This is a genomic window from Micromonospora rhizosphaerae (assembly GCF_900091465.1).
In the GTDB taxonomy this organism is placed as follows: Bacteria; Actinomycetota; Actinomycetes; order Mycobacteriales; family Micromonosporaceae; genus Micromonospora; species Micromonospora rhizosphaerae.
This window is the reverse complement of record NZ_FMHV01000002.1, coordinates 5217071-5241854: the sequence shown is the minus strand read 5'-3', so window position 1 is coordinate 5241854 and position 24784 is coordinate 5217071. Positions and strand designations below refer to the sequence as shown.

The 24784-nt window shown below is 71.7% G+C and carries 25 protein-coding genes; 11 read left to right on the top strand and 14 right to left on the bottom strand.

What is annotated here, in order from left to right; translation table 11 throughout:
* Positions 1 to 21 precede the first annotated feature (21 nt).
* The 8 genes from GA0070624_RS24630 to uraD are packed head-to-tail and all read right to left on the bottom strand — an operon-like array spanning position 22 to position 7954.
* Complete coding sequence (locus GA0070624_RS24630; RefSeq protein WP_218105285.1) at positions 22 to 1203, bottom strand: DUF6986 family protein; 1182 nt, start codon at positions 1201 to 1203, stop codon at positions 22 to 24.
* On the bottom strand, positions 1203 to 3452 hold the full coding sequence (gene pucD, locus GA0070624_RS24625; protein WP_091345100.1) for a xanthine dehydrogenase subunit D: 2250 nt from the start codon (positions 3450 to 3452) through the stop codon (positions 1203 to 1205). The genes GA0070624_RS24630 and pucD overlap by 1 nt, the downstream gene beginning before the upstream one ends.
* A complete protein-coding gene (locus GA0070624_RS24620) occupies positions 3449 to 4828 on the bottom strand; it encodes an 8-oxoguanine deaminase (protein ID WP_091345098.1) in 1380 nt (459 codons plus the stop codon). The genes pucD and GA0070624_RS24620 overlap by 4 nt, the downstream gene beginning before the upstream one ends.
* Positions 4815 to 5363 carry a (2Fe-2S)-binding protein gene (locus GA0070624_RS24615; RefSeq protein WP_091345096.1) on the bottom strand — a complete coding sequence of 183 codons (549 nt, stop codon included), beginning with the start codon at positions 5361 to 5363 and terminating at the stop codon, positions 4815 to 4817. The genes GA0070624_RS24620 and GA0070624_RS24615 overlap by 14 nt, the downstream gene beginning before the upstream one ends.
* Positions 5360 to 6235, bottom strand: a complete 876-nt coding sequence (locus GA0070624_RS24610; RefSeq protein ID WP_091345094.1) for an FAD binding domain-containing protein — start codon at positions 6233 to 6235, stop codon at positions 5360 to 5362. The genes GA0070624_RS24615 and GA0070624_RS24610 overlap by 4 nt, the downstream gene beginning before the upstream one ends.
* A complete protein-coding gene (gene pucL, locus GA0070624_RS24605; protein ID WP_091345092.1) occupies positions 6235 to 7101 on the bottom strand; it encodes a factor-independent urate hydroxylase in 867 nt (288 codons plus the stop codon). Before pucL ends, GA0070624_RS24610 begins: the two co-directional genes overlap by 1 nt.
* A 2-nt stretch (positions 7102 to 7103) precedes the next feature.
* Complete coding sequence (uraH, locus tag GA0070624_RS24600; protein ID WP_091345090.1) at positions 7104 to 7439, bottom strand: hydroxyisourate hydrolase; 336 nt, start codon at positions 7437 to 7439, stop codon at positions 7104 to 7106.
* Complete coding sequence (uraD, locus tag GA0070624_RS24595) at positions 7436 to 7954, bottom strand: 2-oxo-4-hydroxy-4-carboxy-5-ureidoimidazoline decarboxylase (protein ID WP_245718963.1); 519 nt, start codon at positions 7952 to 7954, stop codon at positions 7436 to 7438. Before uraD ends, uraH begins: the two co-directional genes overlap by 4 nt.
* Positions 7955 to 8121: 167 nt before the next feature.
* Here uraD and GA0070624_RS24590 point away from each other — a divergent pair, with 167 nt between their 5' ends.
* The 4 genes from GA0070624_RS24590 (at position 8122) to GA0070624_RS24575 (ending at position 12293) form a co-directional block, all read left to right on the top strand.
* Positions 8122 to 9651 (top strand): PucR family transcriptional regulator, encoded by a 1530-nt coding sequence (locus GA0070624_RS24590; protein WP_218105284.1) that lies wholly within the window; start codon positions 8122 to 8124, stop codon positions 9649 to 9651.
* A gap of 56 nt (positions 9652 to 9707) precedes the next feature.
* Positions 9708 to 10292, top strand: coding sequence for a nucleotidyltransferase family protein (locus tag GA0070624_RS24585; RefSeq protein WP_091345086.1), 585 nt, complete (start codon positions 9708 to 9710; stop codon positions 10290 to 10292).
* A 151-nt stretch (positions 10293 to 10443) separates the two neighbouring features.
* Entirely contained in the window at positions 10444 to 11433 is a 990-nt protein-coding gene (locus GA0070624_RS24580) for a hypothetical protein (RefSeq protein WP_091345084.1), read from the top strand.
* A gap of 224 nt (positions 11434 to 11657) precedes the next feature.
* Positions 11658 to 12293: a hypothetical protein gene (locus GA0070624_RS24575; protein ID WP_091345082.1), complete on the top strand. Its 636-nt coding sequence runs from the start codon at positions 11658 to 11660 to the stop codon at positions 12291 to 12293.
* 48 nt (positions 12294 to 12341) lie between these two features.
* Here the strand turns inward: GA0070624_RS24575 and GA0070624_RS24570 are convergent, their stop codons facing one another.
* The 6 genes from GA0070624_RS24570 to GA0070624_RS24545 all read right to left on the bottom strand — a co-directional run bounded on the left by GA0070624_RS24570 (position 12342) and on the right by GA0070624_RS24545 (position 17310).
* Positions 12342 to 13211 carry an NAD(P)-dependent oxidoreductase gene (locus GA0070624_RS24570; protein ID WP_091345080.1) on the bottom strand — a complete coding sequence of 290 codons (870 nt, stop codon included), beginning with the start codon at positions 13209 to 13211 and terminating at the stop codon, positions 12342 to 12344.
* Between the two features lie 118 nt (positions 13212 to 13329).
* A complete protein-coding gene (locus GA0070624_RS24565; protein ID WP_091345079.1) occupies positions 13330 to 14307 on the bottom strand; it encodes an NAD(P)H-quinone oxidoreductase in 978 nt (325 codons plus the stop codon).
* Between the two features lie 19 nt (positions 14308 to 14326).
* Positions 14327 to 15313, bottom strand: a complete 987-nt coding sequence (locus GA0070624_RS24560) for a transketolase family protein (RefSeq protein ID WP_218105283.1) — start codon at positions 15311 to 15313, stop codon at positions 14327 to 14329.
* A complete protein-coding gene (locus GA0070624_RS24555) occupies positions 15310 to 16161 on the bottom strand; it encodes a transketolase (RefSeq protein WP_218105282.1) in 852 nt (283 codons plus the stop codon). The genes GA0070624_RS24560 and GA0070624_RS24555 overlap by 4 nt, the downstream gene beginning before the upstream one ends.
* Positions 16158 to 16544: a cupin domain-containing protein gene (locus tag GA0070624_RS24550; protein ID WP_141715154.1), complete on the bottom strand. Its 387-nt coding sequence runs from the start codon at positions 16542 to 16544 to the stop codon at positions 16158 to 16160. Before GA0070624_RS24550 ends, GA0070624_RS24555 begins: the two co-directional genes overlap by 4 nt.
* Positions 16545 to 16554: 10 nt before the next feature.
* Complete coding sequence (locus GA0070624_RS24545) at positions 16555 to 17310, bottom strand: IclR family transcriptional regulator (protein WP_091345075.1); 756 nt, start codon at positions 17308 to 17310, stop codon at positions 16555 to 16557.
* A gap of 275 nt (positions 17311 to 17585) precedes the next feature.
* Between GA0070624_RS24545 and GA0070624_RS24540 the strand changes: the two genes are divergently transcribed.
* The 7 genes from GA0070624_RS24540 to GA0070624_RS24510 all read left to right on the top strand — a co-directional run bounded on the left by GA0070624_RS24540 (position 17586) and on the right by GA0070624_RS24510 (position 24650).
* Positions 17586 to 18767: an ABC transporter substrate-binding protein gene (locus GA0070624_RS24540; RefSeq protein WP_091345073.1), complete on the top strand. Its 1182-nt coding sequence runs from the start codon at positions 17586 to 17588 to the stop codon at positions 18765 to 18767.
* Complete coding sequence (locus GA0070624_RS24535) at positions 18767 to 19693, top strand: ABC transporter permease (RefSeq protein ID WP_091345071.1); 927 nt, start codon at positions 18767 to 18769, stop codon at positions 19691 to 19693. The genes GA0070624_RS24540 and GA0070624_RS24535 overlap by 1 nt, the downstream gene beginning before the upstream one ends.
* A gap of 5 nt (positions 19694 to 19698) precedes the next feature.
* Positions 19699 to 20508 carry an ABC transporter permease gene (locus tag GA0070624_RS24530; protein WP_176731854.1) on the top strand — a complete coding sequence of 270 codons (810 nt, stop codon included), beginning with the start codon at positions 19699 to 19701 and terminating at the stop codon, positions 20506 to 20508.
* The gene (locus tag GA0070624_RS24525; RefSeq protein ID WP_091345065.1) at positions 20505 to 21563 is read left to right on the top strand and encodes an ABC transporter ATP-binding protein; all 1059 of its coding nucleotides are present in this window, start codon (positions 20505 to 20507) and stop codon (positions 21561 to 21563) included. Before GA0070624_RS24530 ends, GA0070624_RS24525 begins: the two co-directional genes overlap by 4 nt.
* 27 nt (positions 21564 to 21590) lie before the next feature.
* Positions 21591 to 22205 carry a hypothetical protein gene (locus GA0070624_RS24520; RefSeq protein WP_091345063.1) on the top strand — a complete coding sequence of 205 codons (615 nt, stop codon included), beginning with the start codon at positions 21591 to 21593 and terminating at the stop codon, positions 22203 to 22205.
* A 24-nt stretch (positions 22206 to 22229) separates the two neighbouring features.
* Entirely contained in the window at positions 22230 to 23057 is an 828-nt protein-coding gene (locus GA0070624_RS24515; RefSeq protein WP_091345061.1) for an SDR family NAD(P)-dependent oxidoreductase, read from the top strand.
* 84 nt (positions 23058 to 23141) lie between these two features.
* On the top strand, positions 23142 to 24650 hold the full coding sequence (locus tag GA0070624_RS24510; RefSeq protein WP_245718962.1) for an NAD-dependent succinate-semialdehyde dehydrogenase: 1509 nt from the start codon (positions 23142 to 23144) through the stop codon (positions 24648 to 24650).
* The last annotated feature ends 134 nt before the right edge of the window (positions 24651 to 24784 follow it).

The following is a 24784-nucleotide window of genomic DNA, read 5'->3' as shown; positions in this document are numbered from 1 at the left end:
AACCCGGCTCACTCCTCGCGCTCACAGGGCTTCCAGCGTTTCGCGGGCGAAACCGACCTCGGCCGGGTCGAGGGCGCCGCAGTCCAGCCCGCGCAGCAGGAAGCCGGCCAGCGCGCGGGCGGTGGCCGGCTCGTCGAGCACCCCGCCCGCCCGGCGTTGCAGGTATGCGGCGAGGCGGTCAGCCGCGGCGGCGGCGCCGTCGCGGAAGAACGCGTACGTCGCGGCGAACCGGGTCGGCAACTGGGCCGGGTGCAGGTCCCAGCCCTGGTAGAAGCCGGCCGCCAGGGAGCGGCGGACCAGCCCGGCGTGCAGCCGCCAGGCCGCCTGGACCGCCTCGGTGTCGCCCACCGGCAGGACGTTGGTCGAACCGTCGGAGAGCAGGACGCCGGTGCCTGCCACCGCCACCTGCATCACCGCCTTCGCGTGGTCGGCCACCGGATGCGCCAGGCTCTGCTGGGCCGCCGCCACACCGCAGGCGGCGCTGTAGTCGTACGTGCCGTAGTGCAGGGCGGACAGCCGCCTCCCGCCGGCGGTGATCAGCCGCGCCACGGTCGCGGTGCCGTCGGCGCCGAGCACCGCGGCCGGGGTCTCGACCTGCACCTCGAAGCGCAGCGCACCGGCCGGCAGTCCGTACGCCCGCTCCAGCCGTGCGCACAGCAGCACCATCGCGTCGACCTGCTCGGGTGCGCTGACCTTCGGCAGGGTGACCACGAAGGTGTCCGGCACGGTGGCGAACGCGCCGAGGTACGCCTCCAGGAACGTGTCCAGGGTGCGTACCGCCCGGTGCCGGGTCGCCGCCTCCAGGCTCTTGATCCGCAACCCGAGGAACGGCGGCACCGGCCCTTCGCGCAGCGCCGCGACCGCCGACCGCGCGGCGGCGTCCTCGGTGTCGTCGTCGCGTACGCCGTACCCGTCCTCGAAGTCGATCCGCAGATCCTCGATCGGCTCCCGCCGCAGCTTGGCAGTCACCCGGTCGGACAGCTCGGCCGCGAACGGCAGCGGCGGGTGCTCGGTCAGTGTCCGCAGCGCCGCGGCGCCCCACTCGTCGACCAGGCCCTGCCGGACCCGGCCGGCCGGCACGTAAACCGTGTGCACCGGCTGGCGGCGGCCCCGTCCGCCCGGGTAGCGGGCCCGCAGCGTCGCGTCGACCGGCCCGAGCCGTTCGTCGAGTTCGGCGTAGACGCCCTCGGGCAGCTTTCCCATCATCGCCTCGGTGTGCAGATGTGTTCCGGGCGTACCGGCACCCGGCTCAGCGCCAGGCCGGTCGCCGCCCGGATCGCGGCGACCACCGCCGGGGTGGACGAGATGGTCGGCGGCTCACCCACCCCGCGCAGACCGTACGGGGCCTTTGGGTCGGCCAGCTCCAGCACGTCGACCGTCATCGGCGGCATGTCGAGGATCGTCGGGATCAGGTAGTCGGTGAACGAGGGGTTGCGGACGATCCCGTCGACCATCTGGATCTCCTCCATCAGGGCGAGCCCCAGGCCCTGCGCGGTGCCGCCGTGGATCTGGCCGAGCACCGCCTGCGGGTTGACCGCCTTTCCGACGTCCTGGGCGGTGGCGATCTCCACCACCCGGACCAGGCCCAGCTCGGTGTCGACGTCGACGGTGGCCCGGTGTGCGGCGAAGGCGTACTGGACGTGCGCGTCACCCTGGCCGGTCCGGGGGTCCAGCGGGTGCGTCGGCCGGTGCCGCCACACCACGGTCTCCTCGACCGGCTCGTCGCCGATCACCTCCGCCAGGTCGGCGACCACAGTCCCGGAAGCCGTGACCACCTTGCCGCCAGCCAGCCGGAGGTCGGGGGTGGGCAGGCGGGCGAGCAGCCGGTCCCGTACCGCACGGCACGCGGCGCGCACGGCCCCACCGGTCATGTACGTCTGCCGTGACGCCGACGAGGATCCGGCGCTGCCGACCGCGGTGTCGGCGGTGGCCACGGTCACCCGTTGCACGCCCAGCTCGGTCCGGGCGATCTGCGCCTGCACGGTCACCACGCCCTGGCCGACCTCGGCGGCGGCGGTGTGCACCAGCACCGCCGGCTCCCCGCCCATCACCTCCAGTCGGACCCGGGCGGTGGCGTAGTCGTCGTACCCCTCGGAGAAGCACACGTTCTTGATGCCGATGGCGTACCCGACCCCGCGGACCACGCCCTCGCCGTGGGTGGTGTTGGCGACCCCGCCCGGCAACTCCCGCGGATCGCCGGTGGCGGGGGGCGGGGCCGGCCGGTCGCGGACCAGCGCCAGTAGGCGGGCCACGGGCGCCGGGCCGTCGACGACCTGTCCGGTGGGCATCACCGAGCCGGTCGTCATGCCGTTGCGTATCCGCAGTTCCACCGGGTCGAGCCCGAGCGCGGCGGCGAGCTTGTCCATCTGCGACTCGTAGGCGAAGCACGCCTGCACCGCCCCGAACCCGCGCATCGCGCCGCACGGCGGGTTGTTGGTGTGGAGGCCGTAGGCGTCCACCACCACGTTCGGCACCTCGTACGGACCGATGCCGAGGGTGGCCGCGTTGGCCACCACCGCCGGAGTGGTGGACGTGTACGCCCCGCCGTCGAGCAGAATGCGTGCCCGCACCGAGACCAGCCGGCCGTCGGGGGTGGCGCTGTGTTCGTACCGGAGCCGGGCCGGGTGCCGGTGCACGTGCCCGAAGAAGGACTCCTCGCGGGAGTAGACCATCTTCACCGGGCGCCGGGTGTGCAGGGCCAGCATGCTGGCATGCACCTGCATCGACAGGTCCTCGCGAGCGCCGAACGCCCCGCCCACCCCGGCCAGCGTGATCCGCACCTTGTCGACCGGCAGCCCGAGGCAGGTCGCCACCTGCTTCTGGTCCACGTGCAGCCACTGGGTGGCAACGAACAGGTCGACCCCGCCGTCCTCCGCCGGCACGGCCAGACCCGACTCCGGCCCGAGGAACGCCTGGTCCTGCATGCCGACCTCGTACTCGCCGCGGACCACGACCGGGCCGACGGCGTCCGGGTCACCGCGCCGGATCGGCAGGTGGCGGACTACCTGGCCGGCGGCGAGCGCCGCCTCGGCGTCGGTGACCGGGGGCAGCACCGTGTAGTCGACGACGATGCGGGCGGCCGCCCGGCGGGCGGTCTCCGGATGGTCGGCGGCCACGATCGCCACCGGCTCGCCGTGGTAGCGCACCTCGTCGGCGGCGAGCACCGGTTGGTCGGCGACCTCGAGTCCGTAACACGCCGCGCCGGGCACATCGGCGGCGGTGAGGACGGCGTGGACCCCGGGCAGTGCGAGCGCGGCGGTCAGGTCGATGCCGGTGATCCGGGCCCGCGGATGCGGGCTGCGCAGCGTGGTGCCCCACAGCATGTCGTCGGCCCACAGGTCGGAGGAGAAGGCGAACTGGCCGGCGACCTTGAGCGCGCCGTCCGGCCGGTGTGGACTGTGCCCCACCCCGCCCTGGACCGGCACGCTCACCCTGGGCTGCACCGTCGTCATAGCAGTACCTTCCTCATCAGCGCGTGATGGGCCCGCCGGGTACGCCGCGTCAGGTCGCGCTCGTCGGCCGTGCGCAGCTCGCCGCGCTCCACGACCGGCCGCCCGCCGACCAGCAGCAGCTCCACCGGAGCGGGTGGGCCGAGGACGAGCGCGGCCACCGGGTCGTCGATGCCGGCATGACCCAGCCCGTCGAGCCGCCAGACGGCGAGGTCGGCGAGCTTGCCCACCTCCAGCGAGCCGATCTCACCGGCGCGGCCGAGGCAGCGGGCCCCGCCCATGGTGCCCAGGGTGAGCGCCTCGCGGGCGGTCATCGCCGCTGGTCCGCCCCGCAGCCGCGCGGCGTACACCGCCTGGCGCAGCTCGGCGCCGAGCTGGTTGGTCTCCTGCGAGGCGGCCCCGTCCACCCCCAGGCCCACCGGTACGCCCGCGTCGAGCAGGTCACGGACCGGGGCGATCCCGGTGCCGAGGCGCGCGTTGGAGCTGGGGCAGTGGGCGACAGCGGTGCCGGTGGCGGCGAAGCGGGCGATGGTGGCGTCGTCGAGGTGTACGCCGTGCGCCAGCCACACGTCGTCGCCGAGCCAGCCGAGGCGTTCGGCGTACTCGCCCGGGGTGCAGCCGTGGGTCTGGAAGCAGTACGCCCGCTCCTCCACCGTCTCCGCGAGGTGGGTGTGCAGCCGGACGCCCATGCTTCGGGCCAGCGTGGCGGCCTCGCTCATCAGCGTCGAGGTGACGGAGAACGGCGAGCAGGGGGCGACGGCGATCCGGACCATGGCGTCGGGTGCGGGGTCGTGGAAGCGTTCGACGGCCTCCGCGGTCGCGGCGAGCGCGGCGTCGGTCTTCTCCACGATGTGGTCGGGGGGCAGCCCACCGGCGGAGGCGCCCAGGTCCATCGAGCCGCGGCACGGGTGGAAGCGCAGGCCGACCTCGTGGGCCGCCTCGACCTGCGCGGCCATCAGGTCGCCGCCGCCGGACGGGTGGACGTAGTGGTGGTCGGTGCTCGTCGTGCAGCCGGACAGGGCGAGCCAGCCCAGGCCGGCGCCGGTGGTGGCGGCGACCACGTCGGCGTCCAGACCGGCCCACACCGGGTAGAGCGCGGTCAGCCAGCCGAAGAGGTGATCCTGCTGGGCCAATCCGCGGGTGGCCCACTGGTACAGGTGGTGGTGGGTGTTGACCAGGCCCGGGGTGACCAGGCAGCCGGTGGCGTCGACCCGGCGGACCGACCCGGCTGGCTGGCGTTCGTCGCCGTCGGGGACGTCGGCGCGGCCCGTGCCGACCGCCACGATCCGCCCGTCGTCGGCGATCACCACGTGACCGTCGGCGTGCTCGGTGCCCTCGGCGTCGACGGTGGCGACCGCACCCCCCTCAATGATGATCATCCCGCGCCTCCCGCGGGCGCGGTACGGCGGGGCCGGCGGCCAGCCGTACCGCGTCCATGATCTTCTCGTAGCCGGTGCACCGGCACAGGTTGCCGGCGAGCGCCTCACGGATGTCCGGATCGGCGGGCCGCGGGTTGCGGGCCAGCAGGTCGTGGACCGCGACCACCAGCCCGGGGGTACAGAATCCACACTGGACGGCGCCGGCCTCGATGAAGGCTCGCTGCACCGGGTCGAGCGCGCCGGCCTCCGCGGGCAGCCCCTCGCCGGCCTCGGCGGGTGACCCCCCGCCGACGCCGGCGGACAGCCCCTCGACGGTGACCACCGTCCGGCCCTGCGCCTGCCCGGCGGCGACCAGGCAGGCGCAGACCGGCAGGCCGTCGAGGTAGATCGTGCAGGAGCCGCACTCGCCCTGCTCGCAGGCGTTCTTGGCTCCGGGTAGGGCGAGCCGCTCCCGCAACAGGTAGAGCAGGCTCTCGCCGGGCCACACGTCGTCGGTGTCGCGGCGCTCGCCGTTGACCGTGCAGGTGATTCTCACGAGCGGCCTCCCGGTTCCCGATGCGCCGATACCTGCGCCCAGGCCCAGCCGAGCGTGCGCCGGGCGAGCACGGCCAGCGCGTGCCGGCGGTAGGCGGCGGTGCCGCGTACGTCGTCGATCGGCGCCGCGGCGGCGGCCACCAGTTCGCCGAAGCGCCGGGCGAGTGGAACGGGCAGCGGGCCGCGGGAGCGCCACGGCAGTTCGGCGGCGAGCAACTCCTCGGCCTGGTGGGCGCGCAGCGGCGTGGGCGCGGCGGACCCGATCCCGGTGCCGACCCGGCGCGTGTCGGGATGTAGCGCCACCGCGAAGGAGCAGACCGCGATCACCATGGCGTTGCGGGTGCCGATCTTGGCGAACTGCTGCGGCCCGGCGGCCGGTGCGACCAGGAAGGCCGAGATCAGCTCGTCGGGGGCCAGCACGGACCGCTTGGGCTCGGTGAAGAACTCGTCCACCGGCACCGTCCGGGTGCCCCGGACCGACGCCACCTCGACCCGCGCGTCGGTGGCCAGCAGCGGCGGGTGCGCGTCGCCGGCCGGCGACGCCGAACCCAGATTGCCGCCGACAGTGCCGCGGTTGCGGATCTGCGGGGAGCCGACCGTGCGCGCCGCCATCGCCAGGCCGGGGAGCACGCCACCGAGCTCGTCGATGATCCGCCGGTAGGTCACGCCGGCCCCGACCCGCAGCAGGTCACCGTCGTACCCCCACTCGGTCAGCGCGCCCACCCGGGTCAGGTCGAGCAGCCCGGGCGGGCGGCGGCGGTCGAAGTTCAGCTCGACCATGACGTCGGTGCCCCCGGCGATCGGCATCGCGTCGGGGTGGGCCGCCTTCGCCGCCAGCGCCTCCGACCAGCTGGCAGGTTGCAGGAAGTCCATCACCGGGCCCCGTCCGCCGCCGGCGCGTCGTCGCGGCGCACCGTGCCCTCGATCAGCCCGTACGGGCGGTCGGTCGCGACGAACACCTCGCCGGGGTTGTCCAGCCCGAACGGCGCCAGGTCCACCAGCAGGTGGTGCTTGTTGGGCAGCGACAGCCGCACCTCGATGATCCCGGCGACCTCACGCAGCACCCGCTCACCCATCGCGTAGAGGGTCTGCTGCAGCGAGCGGCTGTACGTCTCGACGAAGCCGGCGAGCAGGGCGGCGCGCACCGCGGCGTAGGAGTCGGCCCAGCCGGTGCCGTCTGCCGCCCGGTCATCGCCGTGCCGCCAGTGCGCGTCCACGGCCGTGGCGAGGATCCGGTCCTTGGTGGGCGGCAAGGTGGTGTACGGGTCCTGCACGAAGCCGGCGAACTCCGAGTCGGTGGAGTTGAGCAGCACCAGGCCGGTCAGCCCGGACACCACCTCGGTCCCGTCGCCGTCGACGGTCACCGACGCGGTACGCACCTCCCCGCCCGCCCGCTGGAACGAGTGCGGACCGAGCCGTTGCCAGGCGTACTCCTCGATGTCGACCCGGGCCCGGGTGATCGCCGGTTGCGACGTCACGAAATGCCGCGCGAGGAGCAGTGCGAAGTCCTCGATCTGGTCGACGCCGTGTCGCTTGGCGAAGGCGTACACCGTGTTCTTCTGCGAGTCGGTCGGCAGTATGTTGGCGTTGTCGCCGGTCAGGTGGGTGGCGGCGAGGTCACCGGCGAGACAGGTGCTGACGTTCAGGTCGCGCAGGTCGTGCCGCGGCCCGTCGCGGACCACCCGCACGACCCGGGTTTCCGCCTTGCCGTACTGGTTGGCGCCGAGCACGATGCCCATGGTCAACTCCCTCGGTAGGTGGTGTAGCCGTACGGGCTGAGCAGCAGCGGCACGTGGTGGTGCCGGGCCGGATCGTGGACCTGGAAGGCCACCGTGATCTCGGCGAAGAAGGCATCCGGCCCGAGGTGGGCGCCCACGGCGAACACCAGCCGGTACCCGCCGGCGCCCCAGTGCGGCTCCGGCACCCAGTCGCGCAGCCGGCCGTCGGCGTCGGTGTGTCCGTCCGCGACGGCGGTCCAGCCCTCCGCCCCGGCGCGCTCCAACCGGACCGGTACGCCGCGCGCCGGCTCACCACGCACCGTGTCGAGCACATGGGTGGAGATCGCGGCGTACCTCATCCGACCAGCCTCTCCAGCCGTTGCAGGGCGATCCTGCGCAGTTCCCCGTGCACCACTCGCCGCTCCGTGGCGGCGTCGTTGGTCAACCGGTCACGCGCCGCCGCCAGCAGTTCCGCGTCCGTACGTCCACTGGCGAAGATCAGGAAAATGTGGCCGAAGCGCCGCTCGTACGCCCGATTGGCCTCGACCAGCGCGGCCCTCGTCGCGGCGTCGGCGCCGTCCATGCCGGCCTGCTCCCGCCGCGACCAGGCCGACTCGCGGTCCGTGCCGGCCACCCGCTCGCCGATCCGTGGGTGCGCCGCGAGCGCCTGCGCGACCTGCTCCCAGGAGAGCCGGAGCAGGCCGCCGTCGGCCGACTCCACCAGAGCCCGCAGAGACGGGTACGGCCGCCCGGCGGCCACCTCGCGGGCCCACTCGGGCACCGCACAGCAGGCGAGCAGGTCGCGTTCGGCCTGCCCGGCCGGTGCCCGGTTGAAGCCGGCGAGAGCGCCGCCACCTGGGGTGATGCCGATCACCTCCCCTCGTTGAGGAGCAGTAGAGCAGTCGTCGCGCCCGGGCGACATCGGCTCGGACACCGAATCCGAGGCACGCCCGCCGTAGGCTTTTCGTACGTTCCTACAAGCCGGGCGATCGATCGGCCCGAACGGGAAGGTCAGCGATGCTGCTGCGCGAGGTGTTGGCCATGCCACAGCTGCGGCTGTCGGTGCTGGCCGGCGCCGACGACCTGGACCGGCCGCTCACCCGCTTGTACATCACCGACCTGCTCGACCCCCGCCGGTACCTGTCCGGCGGCGAGGTCGTGCTGACGGGGTTGATGTGGCGGCGGGCGCCGGCCGACTCGGAGACCTTCGTGGCGGCCTGCGCGGCGGCCGGCGTGGCCGCGATCGGCGCCGGCGACGCGGCGTACGGCTCGGTGCCGGCGGACCTGGTCGAGGCGTGCCGGGTCCACCAGGTGCCGTTGTTCGAGGTCCCGGTCGAGGTGTCCTTCCGGGACATCCTCGACGAGGTCAACCCGTCGCTGTGGGCGCGGCGGGCGACCGGCCTGGCGTCCGTGCTGGTCCGGCACCGCGGCCTGGTTGCGGCCATGGCCGCGGGGGCGCGGCTGGGCGACCTGCTCTCGCCGGTCGCCGCCGACCTGGGCGTGGACTGCTGGGTGCTGACCCCGACCGGCCGGATCGTCGCAGGCACCGCGGGCCTGGACGCCGCCGGCCGGGCCGACCTGGCCGCGGCGTTCGTCGCGGCCGACCGGCTACCCGTGGCGGTCACTGTGGCCGGGCGGCCGCTGACCGTGCTCGCCGTGCCGGGCCGGCCCGAGCACCGGTTGGCGTCCTGGCTGCTCGCGGTGACCGCCGGTACCGCCCGCGCCCCGCTGCCCGATGCGGCCGACGAACTGGTCAGCCTGGTCGCGCTGGCGCGGGCCCAGGCCGACGAGGCGACCCGGGTGGAGCGGCGGCTCGCCGACCGGGTCGGCTCGCTGCTCGACTCCGGCGGCGATCTCGCTGAGCTGCGCGCGCGGCTGTCGTCGTGCGGGCTGTCACCGGATTCGACGTTCCTCGCCCTGACCGCGAGCCTGACCGGGCTGCCCGGGCCCGCGGAGCTGGCCGTGGCCGTGGTCGAGGAGATCCTCCGGCCGTGCGCGCCGCAGACCGTGGTCGCCGGGCTGGCCGCCGACCGACCGGACGGCGTACTCGCCGTCGTGTCCGCGCCGGCTCAGCCGGCGTCGACCGTTCTCGACACCGTACGGGCCGGGATTGCGGCGCTGGTGCCGGCGCTGGGGGCCGGCCGGCTGGCCGTCGGGATCAGCGGCCCGGCTGCGGGTGCCGTCGCGCTGCCCGGCGCGGTGGAGGAGGCCCGGCACGCGTGGCGCGCGGCGATCGACCGGCCGGGTCGGGCCACCGTCGTGTCGGCCGACGAGCTTGCCTCGCATCTGCTGCTGCTGGCCGGCGTGCCGACCGACACCCGGCGGGCGTTCCGGGACCGGCTGCTCGGCCCGCTCGTCGAGTACGACCGGGTGCACGACGCCCGCCTGGTACAGACCCTGGAAACGTTCCTGGACTGTTCCGGCTCCTGGACCCGCTGCGCGGAACTGCTCCACGTGCACGTGAACACGCTGCGGTACCGGATCGGCCGGGTCGAGCAGCTCACCGGTCGCGACCTGAACCGCTTCGAGGACCGGGTCGATCTCTTCCTCGCGCTGCGCCTGCCCGGCTGAGAACCCGCCCCGATCAGCAGAACGTTCGACGTCACGCAGCATGCTAGCCTCCGTCGATGAGGGTGGCCGGGCTTGTTCTCGCCGCCGGCGGCGGACGCCGCTTCGGCATGCCGAAGGCCCTCGTCCGCCACGACGGGCAGCTACTGGTCGATCGGTCGGTCGCCGTGCTTCGCGCGGCGGGCTGCGCCCCGGTGGTCGTGGTGCTCGGCGCGGCGGCCGATGACGTCCGGGCCCGGGCCGACCTCGACGGGGTCGTGGTCGTCGACAATCCTGACTGGACCACCGGCATGGGCTCGTCCCTGCGAGCCGGGCTGGCCGCGCTCGCGGAGACGGGCGCCGCCGCGACCGTGGTGATCCTGGTCGACATGCCGGGCATGACGGCCGCGGCGGTGCGGCGGGTCGCCGCCGACGCCGGCCGCGCGGAGCTGGTCATGGCCGGCTACGACAACGGCCGCTCCGGCCATCCGGTGCTGCTCGGACGTGACCACTGGGCGGGCGTGGCGGCTCTGGCCGTGGGCGACGTCGGCGCCCGGCCGTACCTGCGGGCGCACACCGGCGCCGTCCGGGTGGTGCCCTGCGCCGATGTGGCCGACGACGAGGACCTGGATTTCGCGCCCCATGCCTGGGGAGCCCCGGAGTAGGTCGAGGTGCGGATGGCGCCAATCCGGTGCGTCGGAGGGTGACCGGCTGACTGCGGATCGGCGATAGTTGCTGGGGGAAAGTGGACGACCGGGGAGGATGCCCGTGGTGCGGCGTCGCGGCCGACGACTCGCTCAGGCGACGTTGCGCGGGATGCTCCTGTTCGGTGGCGTCATCGCCACCTGGTGCGCCTACGACGCGATCATGGACGATCCCGCGTACGCCGTTGGCGAGCCGGGCCCGGGCATCGTCGGCGATCTGCTCGACGGCGCCGGGGCGGCGGTTGACGGTGTCCTGTCGCGCCCGCACGTCTCGTCCGTAGGGTCGGCGACGGTCGACCGCGGCCCCGCCGGGACCGACGCGGTGCGCGAGCCGGCCCCGGTGACCGCGGGGACAGCCGGCACCCGGGCACCTGCTCGCGCCGAGCCCGACCCGGCGGTGCTGGTCCCGCCCCATGATCTGCCGGCGGCGGCGGCGCCGGTGCGTCGCGTGGTGGACCGGTCGGCCGGTACGGCGGCGGGAGCCGTCGAGGCCGTCGCGCCGGTGGCGCGTCCGGTCGCGGGTGCCGCGGCGCCGGTGGTGCAGGAGATCGTTGGGACGGGACTGCTCGAACCCGTTGGCGCCGTTGTCCGGCCGGTGGCCGACCCGGTCGTCGAGACACTGGCCCCCGTCCTCGCCCCGGTGCTCGGGGTGACCCGGCCGATCCTCGGCCAACCGGACCTGATGCTCCCGCCCGGCGGTCCGGTCGCAGCGCAGCCCGGGCCTGCCGGTGCGGTGCCGGTCACCATCACTCCGCCCGAGCACCCCGTTCGGGCACCAGTTGTGACCCCGGCGCATCCGGAAGCCGGGCCGGCCCCGCCGTACTGGATCGGGACGGCGGCGCGTTGCAGCGGCGGCGAGCCGGCCGCAGGTGCTGCCGCCGACGTGAGTCGCGAACCTGTCGGTGGGACGGGCACCGGCGGCCTGACTCCGATCTCGTCCGGCGGCGCGACCAGTTCCGCTTCCGCAGGCGCCGGTGCGGCGACGGCGGCCGACATCTCACCGCATCCGTGGACGCCGGAGCTGGCATCCAAGCGCTGCGCTCCGTCCCGGTGCGACACGTTCGCCCAACGATCGCCCCAGCCCGGCACCAGACCTGCCTGAGCATCCGTCGTGGCGCCACCGCGCCGTGGCCGGGGTGTCCCCGCGCACGCCCGGTCAGCCGGACTGTCGCTTCTCCTTCGCCAGCCTTGATCCGTGACGCGACGGCGGCGCGCACCGGCACGTCCGCTTCAGCGGCCGGCGACCTGACCTGACTGCACACCCTCTCCTGGTGGACGGCGCTGCCGCCCACCGGGCGACCGCGCCTACTTCACCGGAGTTTCCCCATGACCGGCATACTGCCCACGGTCCGCGCCCGCTGGTGCGACATCGGCGAGATCGCCAGCCTCGTCGCCGACTCCCTGCCCGCCGCGGCGATCGGCGCGTGGCTCGTGCCTGATGAAGACCAGCGACGCTCCCTGCTCACCGCCGTCTCCCGGATCTGGATCGAACACGCCCTTCTCGTCGGCGACGTCTTTCTCCTCGCTGACCGCTCCGCCGCCGCCGTCTGGTTCCACCGCTACCGTCCCTTTCCGCCGCCGGCCAGCTACCGCCAACGGCTCGCCGCTGCCTGCGGTGACCACCTGGACCGCTTCCGTTGCCTGGACCGCGTCCTCAAGGCCCACCGTCCCACCGATACGCACAACCACCTGGCGTTTCTCGCGGTCCCGGCGGCCGCCGGGCGCGTCGCCCGCGCCTCCGTCCTGCTCGCCAGCTGCCTCGTCCGGATGGACCGTCTTGTGCTTCCCGCCTATGCCGAGGCCACGACCCTCGCCGAGGCTGCCCTCTATGGCCGGCACGGCTACGTCGCCCGGGATCCGTTCGCGCTCCCGAACGGCACCATGGTCCACCCGTTGTGGCGTCCGGCCGGGGATCGCGCGGCCCCGGCAGTGCGATTGTCCAAGGGTCGACCAGGGTGGTGAGGGGAAGGAGCCGAGGCCCCGTGCGGGGGTGCCCTTGGTGATCAGGTCTCAGGCTGATCGGGCAGCGTCGATGATGTGCGCGATGACGGCCGAGTAGTCCCGGTCGCCGAGGCCGGCTTCCTGGGCTGCCGCGACCCACTGGCCGGCGGCCGCCGCGACCGGCAGTTCGACGCCGGCCGACTCGGCGGCCGACGCGACCAGCTCGGCGTCCTTACGGGCGAGTGACAGCGCGAACCGGAGCGGGAACTGCCCCGATTCGATCGCTGGTCGCCGCCGATCGGCTTGCGAGCCGACGGGAGTCGCGGACAAGACCTCGAACGCCATGTCACGCGGCAGACCAAGCCCGTCGGCGAGAGCGAGCGCCTCGCCGAGAACAGTGAGCACCCCGAGGAGGGTCGAATTGGCGACCAGTTTGGCCGCCGCGCCGGCGCCGAGCGGTCCGACGTGCATCGGCGAGCCGAGCGCGCCCAACACCGGGATCCACCGTTGGACAAGCGGCTCCGGCCCTCCGACGAAGATCCGTAGCGAACCCGCCTCGGCCTCCGAGACGCTGCCCAGCACCGGCGCGTCGAGCAGGTCGACACCGGCCGGCAGCATCGCGGCCAACCGTCGCACGGCGGCCGGCCCGACCGTGGACATCTCAACGAGCGTCGTCGACGCGGTGGCACCGGCGAGGATGCCCTGCGGGCCCTCGGCCACCTCTTGCAGCGCAGCCGGGTCGGACAGCATGGTGATGACCAGGTCGGCGTGCCGGGCAGCCTGCGCCGGGCTGTCGGCAGCGACCGCGCCACGCGCCACAAGATCGTCGGCGCGCTGCCGGGTGCGGTTCCAGACAACGAGATCATGCCCGGCATCGAGCAACCGGCCCGCCATCCGGCTACCCATCCCACCCAGACCGATCACTGCGACCGTGGCCATGGCCCCATCCTGCCAATTTCCCCCGCACAACGCCGATGTTCGGCGTGTTGGCTCGGGCGACCCGGTAGCGCCGCCGACTGCCCGCTCCGCAGCGGCGTGCGGAGCGGGCAGTTCCTGCTCAAACGCCGAAATCCAACAGGACCTTGCCGACCTTGCCCTTGCCCTCAAGACGGTCGAATGCCGACCTCACCTGCTCGGCCGGGAAAATCTGGTCGATGACCGGCCGGACCCGTCCACTAGCCAGCGCCGGCAGCACCTCCCGTTCGAAGGCGCGGACGACCTCCGCCTTCTGCTCGATGGGCCGCGCCCGCAGGACGGTTCCCTGCACGCGAATCCGCTTCTGCATCAGTCGCAGCAGGGGAATCTGGACCTCACTGCCCGCACCGACGCCGACGACGATGATCCGTCCACGTACGGCGATCGCCTCGAGGTTCGCGGGGAAGTGCGGGGCGCCCACCAGTTCCAGGATGACGTCGGCCCCCCGACCGCCGGTGAGTTCGGCGACTTCGGCCGCGAAGTCGGCGTCGTGGACGACCTCCGCGCCGAGTGCCTTCACCGCCTGGTGCGACGACTCGCTGCGGACGACGCCGATGACCCGTGCGCCGGCCGCGAGCCCGATCTGTACGGCTGCGCTGCCGACCCCACCGGCGGCCCCGTGCACGAGGAGCGTCTCGCCCATCCGCAGCCCGGCCTGCGACCGGATCGCGTCGTGCGCGGTCATGTACGCCTCCGGCACGGCCGCGGCGTCGGCGTCCGCCAGCGAGTCCGGCACCCGCGCGAGGTGCCGCTCGTTGACGATCACCCGGTCGGCGAGGCCGCCGCCGCCCACCAGCCCGAACACCCGGTCGCCGGGCTGCCACGTGGTGACCGACTCACCGATGGCCTCGACGACGCCCGACACCTCGAGCCCGGGAATGTCCGCGGGGCTGCCCGGCGGGGCCGGGTAGATCCCGTTGCGCTGCTGCGCGTCGGCCGGGTTCAGCCCGGCGTAGCGGACGCGGACCCGAACATCGTTGCCCGTCGGCACCGGGTCCGGCCGCTCGACGAGGTCGATGACCTCGTTGCCGCCGGCCCCGGTGAAGACAACCGCCCTCATGATTGATCAACCTTTCCGTTCAGGCGTCCAGGAAGCGCAGCGCGACCTGCGCGATGCCCTCGGCGTCCAGCTCGTAGTGGCGGTACAGGTGGGTCGGCGGACCGATCAGGCTGTACTCGTCCTTGATCCCGTGCCGGTGCAGCTTGGTGGCCACGCCCTCCTCGGTGAGCACCTCGGCGACCGCACCGCCCAGCCCGCCGAGCACGTTGTGCTCCTCGACGGTCATGAGACGGCGCGCCCGCGCTGCGGCCAGCACGGCGTCCCGGTCCAGCGGCTTCACGGTGTGCATGTCGAGCACGCCCACCGAGACCCCCTTCGCGCGGAGCAGCTCGGCCGCCGCCAGCGTCGGGTGGACCGACGATCCGGTGGCGATCAGCATGAGGTCGCTGCCCTCCCCGTGCGCGATGGCGCGCCCCAGCTCGAACTCGCAGCCGTCCTCGTAGATGATCGGGTCGCGGCCGCGCGAGGCGCGGAAGTAGATCGGTCCGGGGTGGTTGACCGTGGCGCGGATCGCCGCGCCGAACTGGGCCGGATCCGACGGTGCGATCACCGTCATGTTGGCGATGCTGCGCATGATCGCCAGATCCTCGGTGGCGTGGTGCGAGGTGCCGTAGAAGCCGAGGCTGATGCCGGCGTGGTGGCCGATCAGCCGGACCGGCTGGTTGCAGTACGCCACGTCGGTCCGGATCTGCTCGCAGCACAGCAGCGCCAGGAACGACGCGAACGTCGCGGTGTACGGCAGCACCCCGGTGGTCGCCAGGCCGGCCGACGCCGACACCATGTTCTGCTCGGAGATGCCGAACTGCAGGAACCGCTCCGGGTGCTTCTCCTGGAAACGCACCAGGCCGTTGGAGTACTTCAGGTCCGCGGTGGCGACCGCGATCGGGTGTCCCTCGTCGGTCAGCTCGATGAGGGCCTGCGAGATGGCGGCGAACCCGGGCGCCTGGTCCAGCAGCATGAGCAGGTGCCAGGAGTCGGGGTGCAGCTCGGGTTCGGTGGTGGTCACGCGTTGCTCCTCAGGTGCGCGAGGGCGAGTTTCTCGTCCGAGGGGTGCAGGTAGCCGAGATGCCAGCCGAACTCGGTCTCCATGTAGGGGATCCCCTTGCCCTTGACGGTGTGGGCCACGATCACGGTCGGCTTGCCGTCGTGGCTGGCGGCGGTTGCGTCGCGCAGGGCCTGCAGCACCTGCGGTACGTCGTGGCCGTCGATGTCGATGGTGTTCCAGCCGAACGCCTGCCACTTGTCGAGCACTGGCTCGATGCCGATGACGTCGTCGACCTTGCCGTCGAGGCTGTACTCGTTGCGGTCGACGATCGCGATGAGGTTGCCGGTGCGGTGGTGAGCGGCGGACAGGGCCGCCTCCCACACCTGGCCCTCGTGCTGCTCGCCGTCGCCGAGCAGGACGAACACGTTGTAGTCGATGTTGTTGAGCCGGCCGCCGAGGGCCATGCCGAGACCGGCGGAGAGCGCGTGGCCAAGGGAGCCGGAGCTGAAGTCGATGCCCGGCACCTTGCGCATGTCCGGGTGGTCGCCGAGCGGGTTGCCGAGCCGGGTGTACTCGTCGAGCACCGACTTGTCGAAGAAGCCGTAGTCGGCGAGGAAGGGGTAAAGCGCGATCGCCGCGTGGCCCTTGCCGAACAGGAAGCGGTCGCGTTCCTTCCACTGCGGCTCGCCCGGCTTCAGCCGCATGATCCCGCCGTAGTAGAGCGTCGCGAGGATCTCCGCGCACGAAAAGGCCGAGGCGTAGTGCCCGGTCTTCGCGATGCCGGTCAGGCGCACCGTCTCCTCGCGGGCGAAGAGCGCCTTCTCCTTGATGCGGGCGATCAGCTCGCCGTCATCGGCTGCTGCACTCACTGGTCCTCCTCCACGAATTCCGGAACCTGTCCCTCGATCGGGGGAGGCGACAGGGAGCACACGATCTCGAGCGTCTCCGAACCGTCATTGACCTGTCCGTGCACGCGGTTCGCCGCGATGTAGACGGACAGCCCGGGCTCCAAGCGGATGGGCTCGTGGTCCTCGAGATACATCAGGCCGGTGCCGCGCACCACGTAATAGGCCTCTTCGTAGTCGTGCCGGTGGCGGCGGACCTCCTGGCCCGGCTGCATGACGCACAGCGAAACGCCGACCCCGACGGAGCCCACGGTCTTCGGATGCACCAGTCGGTAGACCGGCGCACCGAGCGCGAGGAACTCTCGTCCCTGATCACGACGTACGACGGGGGTTGGTCCGTCAGACAAAACGTTTCTCCTAACTGGAGTAGCCGAGCGCGCGGGAGACCTCCGCGGCCGCCTCCCGCACCATCGACTCGTGTCGCTGCCGGTTGTCACCGAGCAGTACGGGAGCCACGCCGGCCAGTGACAGCGCGGCGCTGACCTTGCCGGTGTGGTTGAAGACGGGCGCGGCGATCGACGCGATGCCGAGGGTGACGTCCTGGTTGCTGATGACGATTCCCGCGTTCGCGTCGTCCATCAGGGACTGCCGCACCAGTTCGGGGGTGTTCAGGGTCTTGTTTGTGTAGGTGTTGAGCGGCGCGCGGAACAGGTACTCGTCCCAGAGGGCTTCGCCGCCGAAGGCGAGGAGGGCACGAGGTGCCCCACCGACGTGCAACGGCAGCCGGCCGCCGAGCCGGAGCTCGAGAATCTGGACGCGCGCGCCGTCGATGCGCTCGATGCACACCGCCTCGAGCCCCTGACGCACGCACAGGAAAACGGTTTCGCCGGTCTCCTCGTGCAGCCGCTCCATGACGGGCAGCGCCGCCTGACGCTCGTCGAAGCGGCGGGCAACCGCCGCGCCCAGCCGGAACACCTTGAGCCCGAGCCGGTAATGCCCCCGGCGCCCCCCTGGCTCCACCCACCCGAGTTCCTGCATGCTCTCGAGGAGGCGGTACACGCTCGTCCGGGGCTCGTCCAGCGCCTCGATGAGCCCGGCGATCGGCATCTCGCCCTGGTCGGCGAGCAGTTCCAGCACCCGGTCGGCCTTGCTGAGCACATTCACCGGTGGCATGAAGTCTCCCGTTGTCCCGCTTGGCGGTCAGGCTGACCGTTGGGCGGGACTATAGCGGAGCGCGGCGCCCGCTGTACAGGCCACAGTGCATCCCTGATTCCGAGGTGCCGTAGCCAAACTGTTGCAGGTGGTAGGGGTGGGTCCGCCGCATCTCGGCACGAGTGCCGGGATCGCGGGTGGGTGGCCGGCCAGAAAGTTTGTACCGCCCTATGGACAAGCCGTCCGTGCGGTGGAACAGTACCTGCCACCGAGTCGATGTGTGACAGGAGAGACACATGGCTGAGATGCCGATGAACGCGCAGGGTCTGACTCGCCGCGGTCTGCTGCGCCGGGGAGGGCTCCTCGCCGCCCTCGCCGTGTCCGCGCCGACCCTCCTGGCCGCCTGCGGCGACGGTGGGAAGTCCGCAGCGGTGCCCGCCGTGGGGGACAAGGTCGGTGGGGCGCTGAACTACCTGTCCTGGGAGGGATACGACCTCACCGGATCGAAGAAGATGATGGCGTGGCAGGGCGCGAAGAGCGTCAAGGTCAACCCCACCTACATCTCGACGAGCGACGACATCCTCGCGAAGATCAAGTCCGGCTCCAGCGTCGGCTACGACCTCATCACCTATTACCAGGCGTACGGACCCCTGTACTCCAAGAAGCCGTTGGAGATCATTGAGCCGCTCGACCTGGCTCACATCCCGAACGCCGCGAAGCTCTTCCCGTTCTTCCGCGAGGGCGACGCCGCGGCGAGGTTCTGGAACATCGACGGCAAGCAGTGGGGCATTCCGATGTTCTGGAGCGCCACCACGCTTGACTACCGCACCGACCGCATGCCGAAGCCCGAGTCGTGGCTCGACCTGCTGAAGCCCGAGTTCAAGGGCAAGATCGGATGGGTTCCCGACGCCACCGCCGCGTTCACCCTCGGCGGCCGGATCCTCGGCTTCGACGTCCCCAACTACACGCAGGACCAGTTCAAGCAGATCGTCGACCTGCTCCGCCGGTTCCGCGGGCAGATCAAGGGTTTCGCGCCCTCCTTCGGTGACCTCACCAACCAGCTGGTCAGCGGTGAGGTGATCGCCTCCTTCGCCGGCTGGTCGACGGTCGGGCTGTGGGCCGGGGACAAGGGCGCCAAGGTGGAAAGCATCATCCCGAAGGAGGGCACCTACACCTCCTGCGACGCGTGGGCGGTGCCCAAGACGACGCGCAACCGCGACACCGCGTACGCCTGGGTCAACCAGGCCCTCTCGCCGGAGGTGCAGGCGGAGGCCGCGGTGGCGCTCGGCACGGCCGTGACCTCGCCGGAGGCGGTCAAGCTGCTGCCGGCCAAGCAGCAGAAGCTCTACCCCTACGACAACCTCGAGGAGTTCTTCACCAAGGCCCCGGTCTTCGGCTTCCCGGACAAGGGGCGGTCGGGGATCGTGCAGCACGAGGAGTGGCTCAGCGAGTGGTCGAACATCCAGGGAGGCGCGTGATGGCTGTCGCCGTCGTACCGCCCCCTCAAGCGGACGTGGCGGACGTCGCCGCCGCACCGCCCCCCGCACCGGCTCGTCGGCGCGGGTGGCTGCTGACCCTGCCGGCGGTTGTCGTCCTGGGTTTCCTCCTGGTGGCGCCCTTCCTGGTGTTCACCGTCTACGCCTTCCTGCAGGGCGGGTTCTACGAGGTGACGGGCACCTTCACCCTGTCGAACTTCACCTCGGCGGTGGGGTCGGACCTGACCCGTCGGCTCACCCTGAACGCCCTCGGGATCGGGTTCGTCACCGCGGTGCTGAGTCTGGCGCTCGGGGTGCCGCTCGCCTACGCGATGCGCTACCGCGCCGGGCGCCTGGAGTACCCGCTGCTGGCGCTCGTCGTGTTCTCGATGTTCACCAGCTACCTCGTCCGGATCTACGCGTGGCGGGTGATCCTCGGCAACGACGGGCTGCTCACGCAGCTCCTCGGACCGGTCGGGCTGGCCCCGCGGGACGGATCACTGCTGTTCTCGAAGCCGGCCGTCGTCGCCGCGCTGGTGCACATCTTCGTGCCGTACGTCGCCCTCGTCGCCTACGCCGCGTTCCGCAACATCCCCGGCGACTTCCTCGACCTGGCCGCCGACCTCGGTGCCGGTCGGGTGCAGCGGTGGCGCCGGGTCGTCCTGCCGCTGGTGGCGCCGGCGGCGGCCTCCGGCTTCCTCTACACCTTCGTGCTGGCCGCGAGCGACTACGTCACTCCGCAGTTCCTCGGCGGAACGGACGGGAACATGGTGGGCCTGCAGATCTCGCAGCAGTTCACCCAGTTCGGCAACTACCCGCTCGGCGCGGCGACCTCGATCATCGTGCTGCTGCTGTTCATGCTCGCCTACGCCGTGGTGACCGGATTCCTGCGCGTGCTGGGCCTGAACTCCGTGGTGATCAAGGGATGAGCGCCATGAGTCTGCTGCGGAGCAGGCGGCGGGCGCCGGGTCTCTACCTGGCCGTCGCCCTGGCCTTCCTGTACCTGCCGATCGCGGTCGTCGTGCTGTTCTCGTTCAACTCGGGCAGCACCCTGAACCTCCCGATCAAGGGCTTCTCGCTGCGCTGGTACGAGGCGGTGCTGACCGACCCGACCTACACCTCCGCCCTGCGAAACAGCCTGATCGTGGCGGTAGTCTGCGCGGTCGTCACCACCGTTCTGGGCACGCTGGCGGCGTTCGGGCTGACCCACGTGCACCCCCGGCTACGCCCATGGCTCGCGGTGCTGTTCTTCGCGCCCATCACGCTGCCCGGCCTGTTTCTCGGGTTGTCGCTGCTGGCGTGGTTCGCCAAGCTCGACATCGAGCTCTCGCTCTGGACCGTGGCCGCCGCGCACGTGGTGTACACATTCCCGTACTTCCTGCTCGTCGCCCAGTCCGTGCTGGACCGGATCGACCCGCAGTACGACGAGTTGGCCGCCGACCTGGGGGCCTCGTCGCTGCTGAGGTTCACGAGGGTCACGCTGCCGATGACGTGGCCGGTGCTCGTCGCCGGCGGCATGCTCTCCTTCGTCCTGAGCTTCGACGAATTCTTCATCACCTTCTTCGTCATCGGCCCCCAGAGCACGGTGCCGCTCGTCATCTACTCAGCGATGCGTCGTGCGATCGACCCGTCGATCAATGCGTTCGCGACCCTCCTCCTGCTCGTCACCTTCCTGTCAGGCGTCGTGATCGCCGTCCTGGCACGTGCGGGCAGGGCTGCTCGAAAGGGAGTCAAGGCCTCGTGAATACCGTTCTCAGCCTGACTGGCATCAGCAAGAGCTTCGGCAAGATCCCGATCCTGCACGGCGTCGACCTTGAGGTCCACGACGGTGAGATCCTGTCGCTGTTGGGTCCGAGCGGGTGCGGCAAGACCACGCTGCTGCGCATCATCGGCGGGTTCGAACGACCGGACCGCGGCCGCGTGGTCCTGGCCGGCAAGGACATCACCGACGTGCCACCCCACCGCCGCCCGGTCAACATCGTCTTCCAGCGCTACCTGCTCTTTCCGCATCTGTCGGTCTTCGACAACGTCGCCTTCGGGCTGCGCATCGACAAGGTCGGCAAGCAGGACATCGAGCGACGCGTGCGGGAGGCGCTGGAGCTGGTCGGACTGGAGGAGCTTGCCGACCGGCGCGCGACGCAGCTCAGCGGCGGGCAGTCGCAGCGGATCAGCCTGGCCCGGGCGCTGGTGAAGCGCCCGAAGGTGCTGCTGCTCGACGAGCCGCTCTCGGCACTGGACCAGAAGGTCCGGATCAACATGCAGGCCGAGCTGCGGCGCATCCACCGAGAGACCGGCACGACCTTTGTCTATGTCACGCACGACCAGCAGGAGGCCATGTCGCTCTCCAACCGGGTCGTGGTGATGAACGCGGGCCGCATCGAGCAGATCGGCACGCCGGCGGAGGTCTACCACCGCTCGGCCACCAAGTTCGTCTCCGGTTTCGTCGGTGATGCGAACCTGATGGCTGTCGAGGTGCTCGACAGTGCGGGGGACGGCGCCGAGGTCAAGGTCGTCGAGACCGGGCAGCGCCTGCGGCTGCGGCAGACGCTGCCGCAGCGCAACGCGACCCTGGTGGTACGGCCCGAGCTCCTCCGGCTGTCGACGGCCGCCGACGAGGGCCTCTCCGGCACCATTTCGGACATCGCGTTCCTCGGATCCTGCGTTCAGTTCCACGTCGACCTGGACGGCATGACCCTGCGCGTACAGGAGCCGGTGGGCGGCACGCCCCTGACACACGACGTCGGCGACAGCGTCGGCGTCGTTCTGCCCGATCACCCCGTCCACGTCCTCACCGACTGACCGCACCCTGAAAGGAGTCGTTACCACATGATCGTCTACATCGAATACATCTCCCGCCGTCCGGGCATCTCCATCGAGCACTTCCACGCGATCGCGGGCGCCGGGCAGACGGGGTGGGCCAAGCAGTACGGCGACGACGAGCTGGTGCTGAACCTCGGACGGACCTGGCGGATCGGTCCGGAGCCGGAGTACCTGGCCGTGTGGCTGAACCGCAAGGCGGGTGTTGAGCTGCTGGGGGAGTGGGAGCGGGCCTTCCGGTCCGGCGAGGCCGACGCGTTCGAGAAGCCCATGGAGGTGGTCGGCCGGCTGGACCGCGCGGGCTTCTACCGGCCGCTGCGAGAGCCGGTCGCCGGCCGGGTCGGTCCCTACTACGCCGAGTACCTCGATTTCGCCCCCGGCGCCACGCCGGAGGAGGTGTCCGAGTTCTTCGACAAGCGCGCGGCCGGGCACCCGGAACTGCGGCTGCACGTCGTTGCCGACCGCATCGGCCACCTCGGCCCTGACCCGCGCTGCATCGCGGTGTGGGGCCTGCCGGACTACGCACACCTGGACGAGATCGCCAGCGAGCTGCAGGACGTGACGGCGCCCGTCGTGCTCCGTACCGCTGGCGTCTACGCAAACCTCGGCGAAGAGATCCTCTAGCCCGACGCGAGCGAGGCGGACATCATGCGATTCGAAGGTAAGAACGCGCTGGTCACCGGCGCCAGCAACGGCATCGGAGCGGCCATCGCCGAGCGGCTGGCGGCCGAGGGCGCCGCCCTGTGCCTGCTCGCCGCGCCGCAGGACGAGGCCCACCTGAAAGAGGTGGCGGAGAAGCTGCGCGCCGAGTCAGGGGCGAAGGTCGTCACGGTCACCGGCGACATCGGTGACGCCGACACCGCGGAGCGGGCGCTCGCCGCCGCGTGCGACGCGTTCGGCGGGGTCGACCTGCTGGCCAGCAACGCCGGCATCGGCATCTGGGAGAACATCCTCGACACCCCGATCGAGGACTTCGACCGGGTGATGCGGGTGAACACCCGCGGCCAGTACGCGGTGACGAGCACCGTCGCCCGGCACATGAGCCGGCGCGGGGGCGGGGCGATGGTCCTGACCGCGTCGACCGCCTCGCTTTTCGGCGAGGAGGGGCAGATCATCTACAACACGTCGAAGGGCGCCGTCATGGCGCTCGCCCGGTCGCTCGCCGTCGACCTGGCCCGGTACGGCATCCGGGTGAACGCCCTGGCGCCGGGTTGGGTACGCACCCGCGCGACCGTGGCCGAAGTCGACGACGTCGCGATCTGGAGCAAGCACCGGACCCGGATTCCGCTGGACCGCCCGGGCGAGCCGGCGGAGCTGGCCGCGGTGGCCTGTTTTCTGCTCAGCGACGACGCCTCGTACATGACCGGCTCGGTCGTGATGTGCGACGGCGGGCTCACCGCCGGCTACCGGGCGAGCGACTGGGACGCGGTGGAGCGCCCGCTGTCCCCGCGTACCCCCGGACTGTTCGACAGCTGACCATGGACGACACCCGGTCCCGTATCCGTCCCAGCCGTCGATGACTGATGCGGTGACCGGTCAACCAGTGACACGGAGGACGAAGTGAGTCGGTCGGCCATCGAAGAGGGCGCACGCACCTTCCGCAACCCCTCGAAGGAAGACGAACGCGTGGTCGTCGAGGCGGTGCCGAAGGAGCTTCTGATCGGCGGGCGGTGGCGGCCGGCTACCGATGGGCGCCAGCTGCCGGTGTACGACCCGTCGACCGGTGAGGTGCTGTGCCAGGTGGCGGACGCGGGGCCAGCCGATGCGCTGGCCGCGCTCGACGTGGCCGCGGCAGCGCAGTCGGGCTGGGCAAAGTGCCCGCCGCGGGAGCGCTCCGACATCCTCCGACGCGCGTTCGAGCAGCTCATCGCCCGTGCCGACGAACTCGCCCTGCTGATGACCCTCGAGATGGGTAAGCCGCTCGCCGAGTCGAAGGCGGAGATCGTCTACGCGGCGGAGTTCCTGCGCTGGTTCTCCGAGGAAGCCGTGCGGATCGACGGGCGCTACGCCGTCGCGCCGAATGGCCAGGGCCGTCTGCTGGTGATGAAGCAGCCGGTCGGGCCGTGCCTTTTGATCACGCCGTGGAATTTTCCGATGGCGATGGGTACGCGCAAGATCGGACCGGCGATCGCCGCCGGGTGCACCATGGTCGTCAAGCCGGCCCGCGAAACGCCGCTCTCAATGTTGGCACTGGCCAAGATCCTGTCCGACAGTGGACTGCCGGACGGTGTCCTCAATGTGATCACCACCTCGGCGGCGGGTGACGTGACCGCACCGCTGATCGCCGACCCGCGGCTCCGCAAGATGTCGTTCACCGGGTCGACGGAGGTGGGTCGCACTCTCATCGCGCAGTCGGCGCACCAGGTGCTGCGCGTGTCGATGGAGCTCGGCGGCAACGCGCCGTTCATCGTCTTCGACGACGCGGACCTGGACGCGGCGGTCGAGGGGGCGATGATCGCGAAGATGCGGAACATCGGGGAGGCCTGCACGGCGGCCAACCGGTTCCTCGTCGCGGAGTCCGTCGCGGCCGACTTCGCCGAACGCTTGGCCGTTCGAATGGGCGCGCTGAATGTCGGGCGCGGCAGCGAGCCCGGTGTCCAGGTCGGCCCGCTGATCACCGCGAAGGCGCGCGACAACATGCGGGCGTTCGTGGACGACGCGCGTCAGCGAGGCGGTCGGGTGCTTGCCGGGGGCAACGCTGCCGACGGGCCGGGCTACTACTTTCAGCCCACCGTCATCGCCGACGTGGACCCAGGATCCCGAGTCTTCACGGACGAGATCTTTGGTCCCATCGCGCCTATCGCCTCCTTCTCCAGCGAGCAGGAGGCGCTGGCGATCGCCAACTCCACGCAGTACGGCCTCGCCGCCTACGTGTACACCTCAGAGATGCGGCGCAGCTTCCGGGTGATCGAGGCGCTCGAGTTCGGGATGGTCGGACTCAATCAAGGCATCGTGTCCAACCCCGCGGCCCCGTTCGGCGGACTGAAGCAGTCCGGGGTCGGACGAGAGGGCGGCAGCGAGGGCATCGAGGAGTACCTGGAGACCAAGTACGTCGCCGCAAACGTGTAGACCCGGAATCTCCACCAGGGCGACAGGGGCCACGTGCGAAAGCACGACGCCCCGGTCGCCCTCGAAGCGCCTTCACGTGTAACGGATAGGTAGCCGAAGTGTTGCCGTCTATTGACGGCCGTGGCTATCGAGGC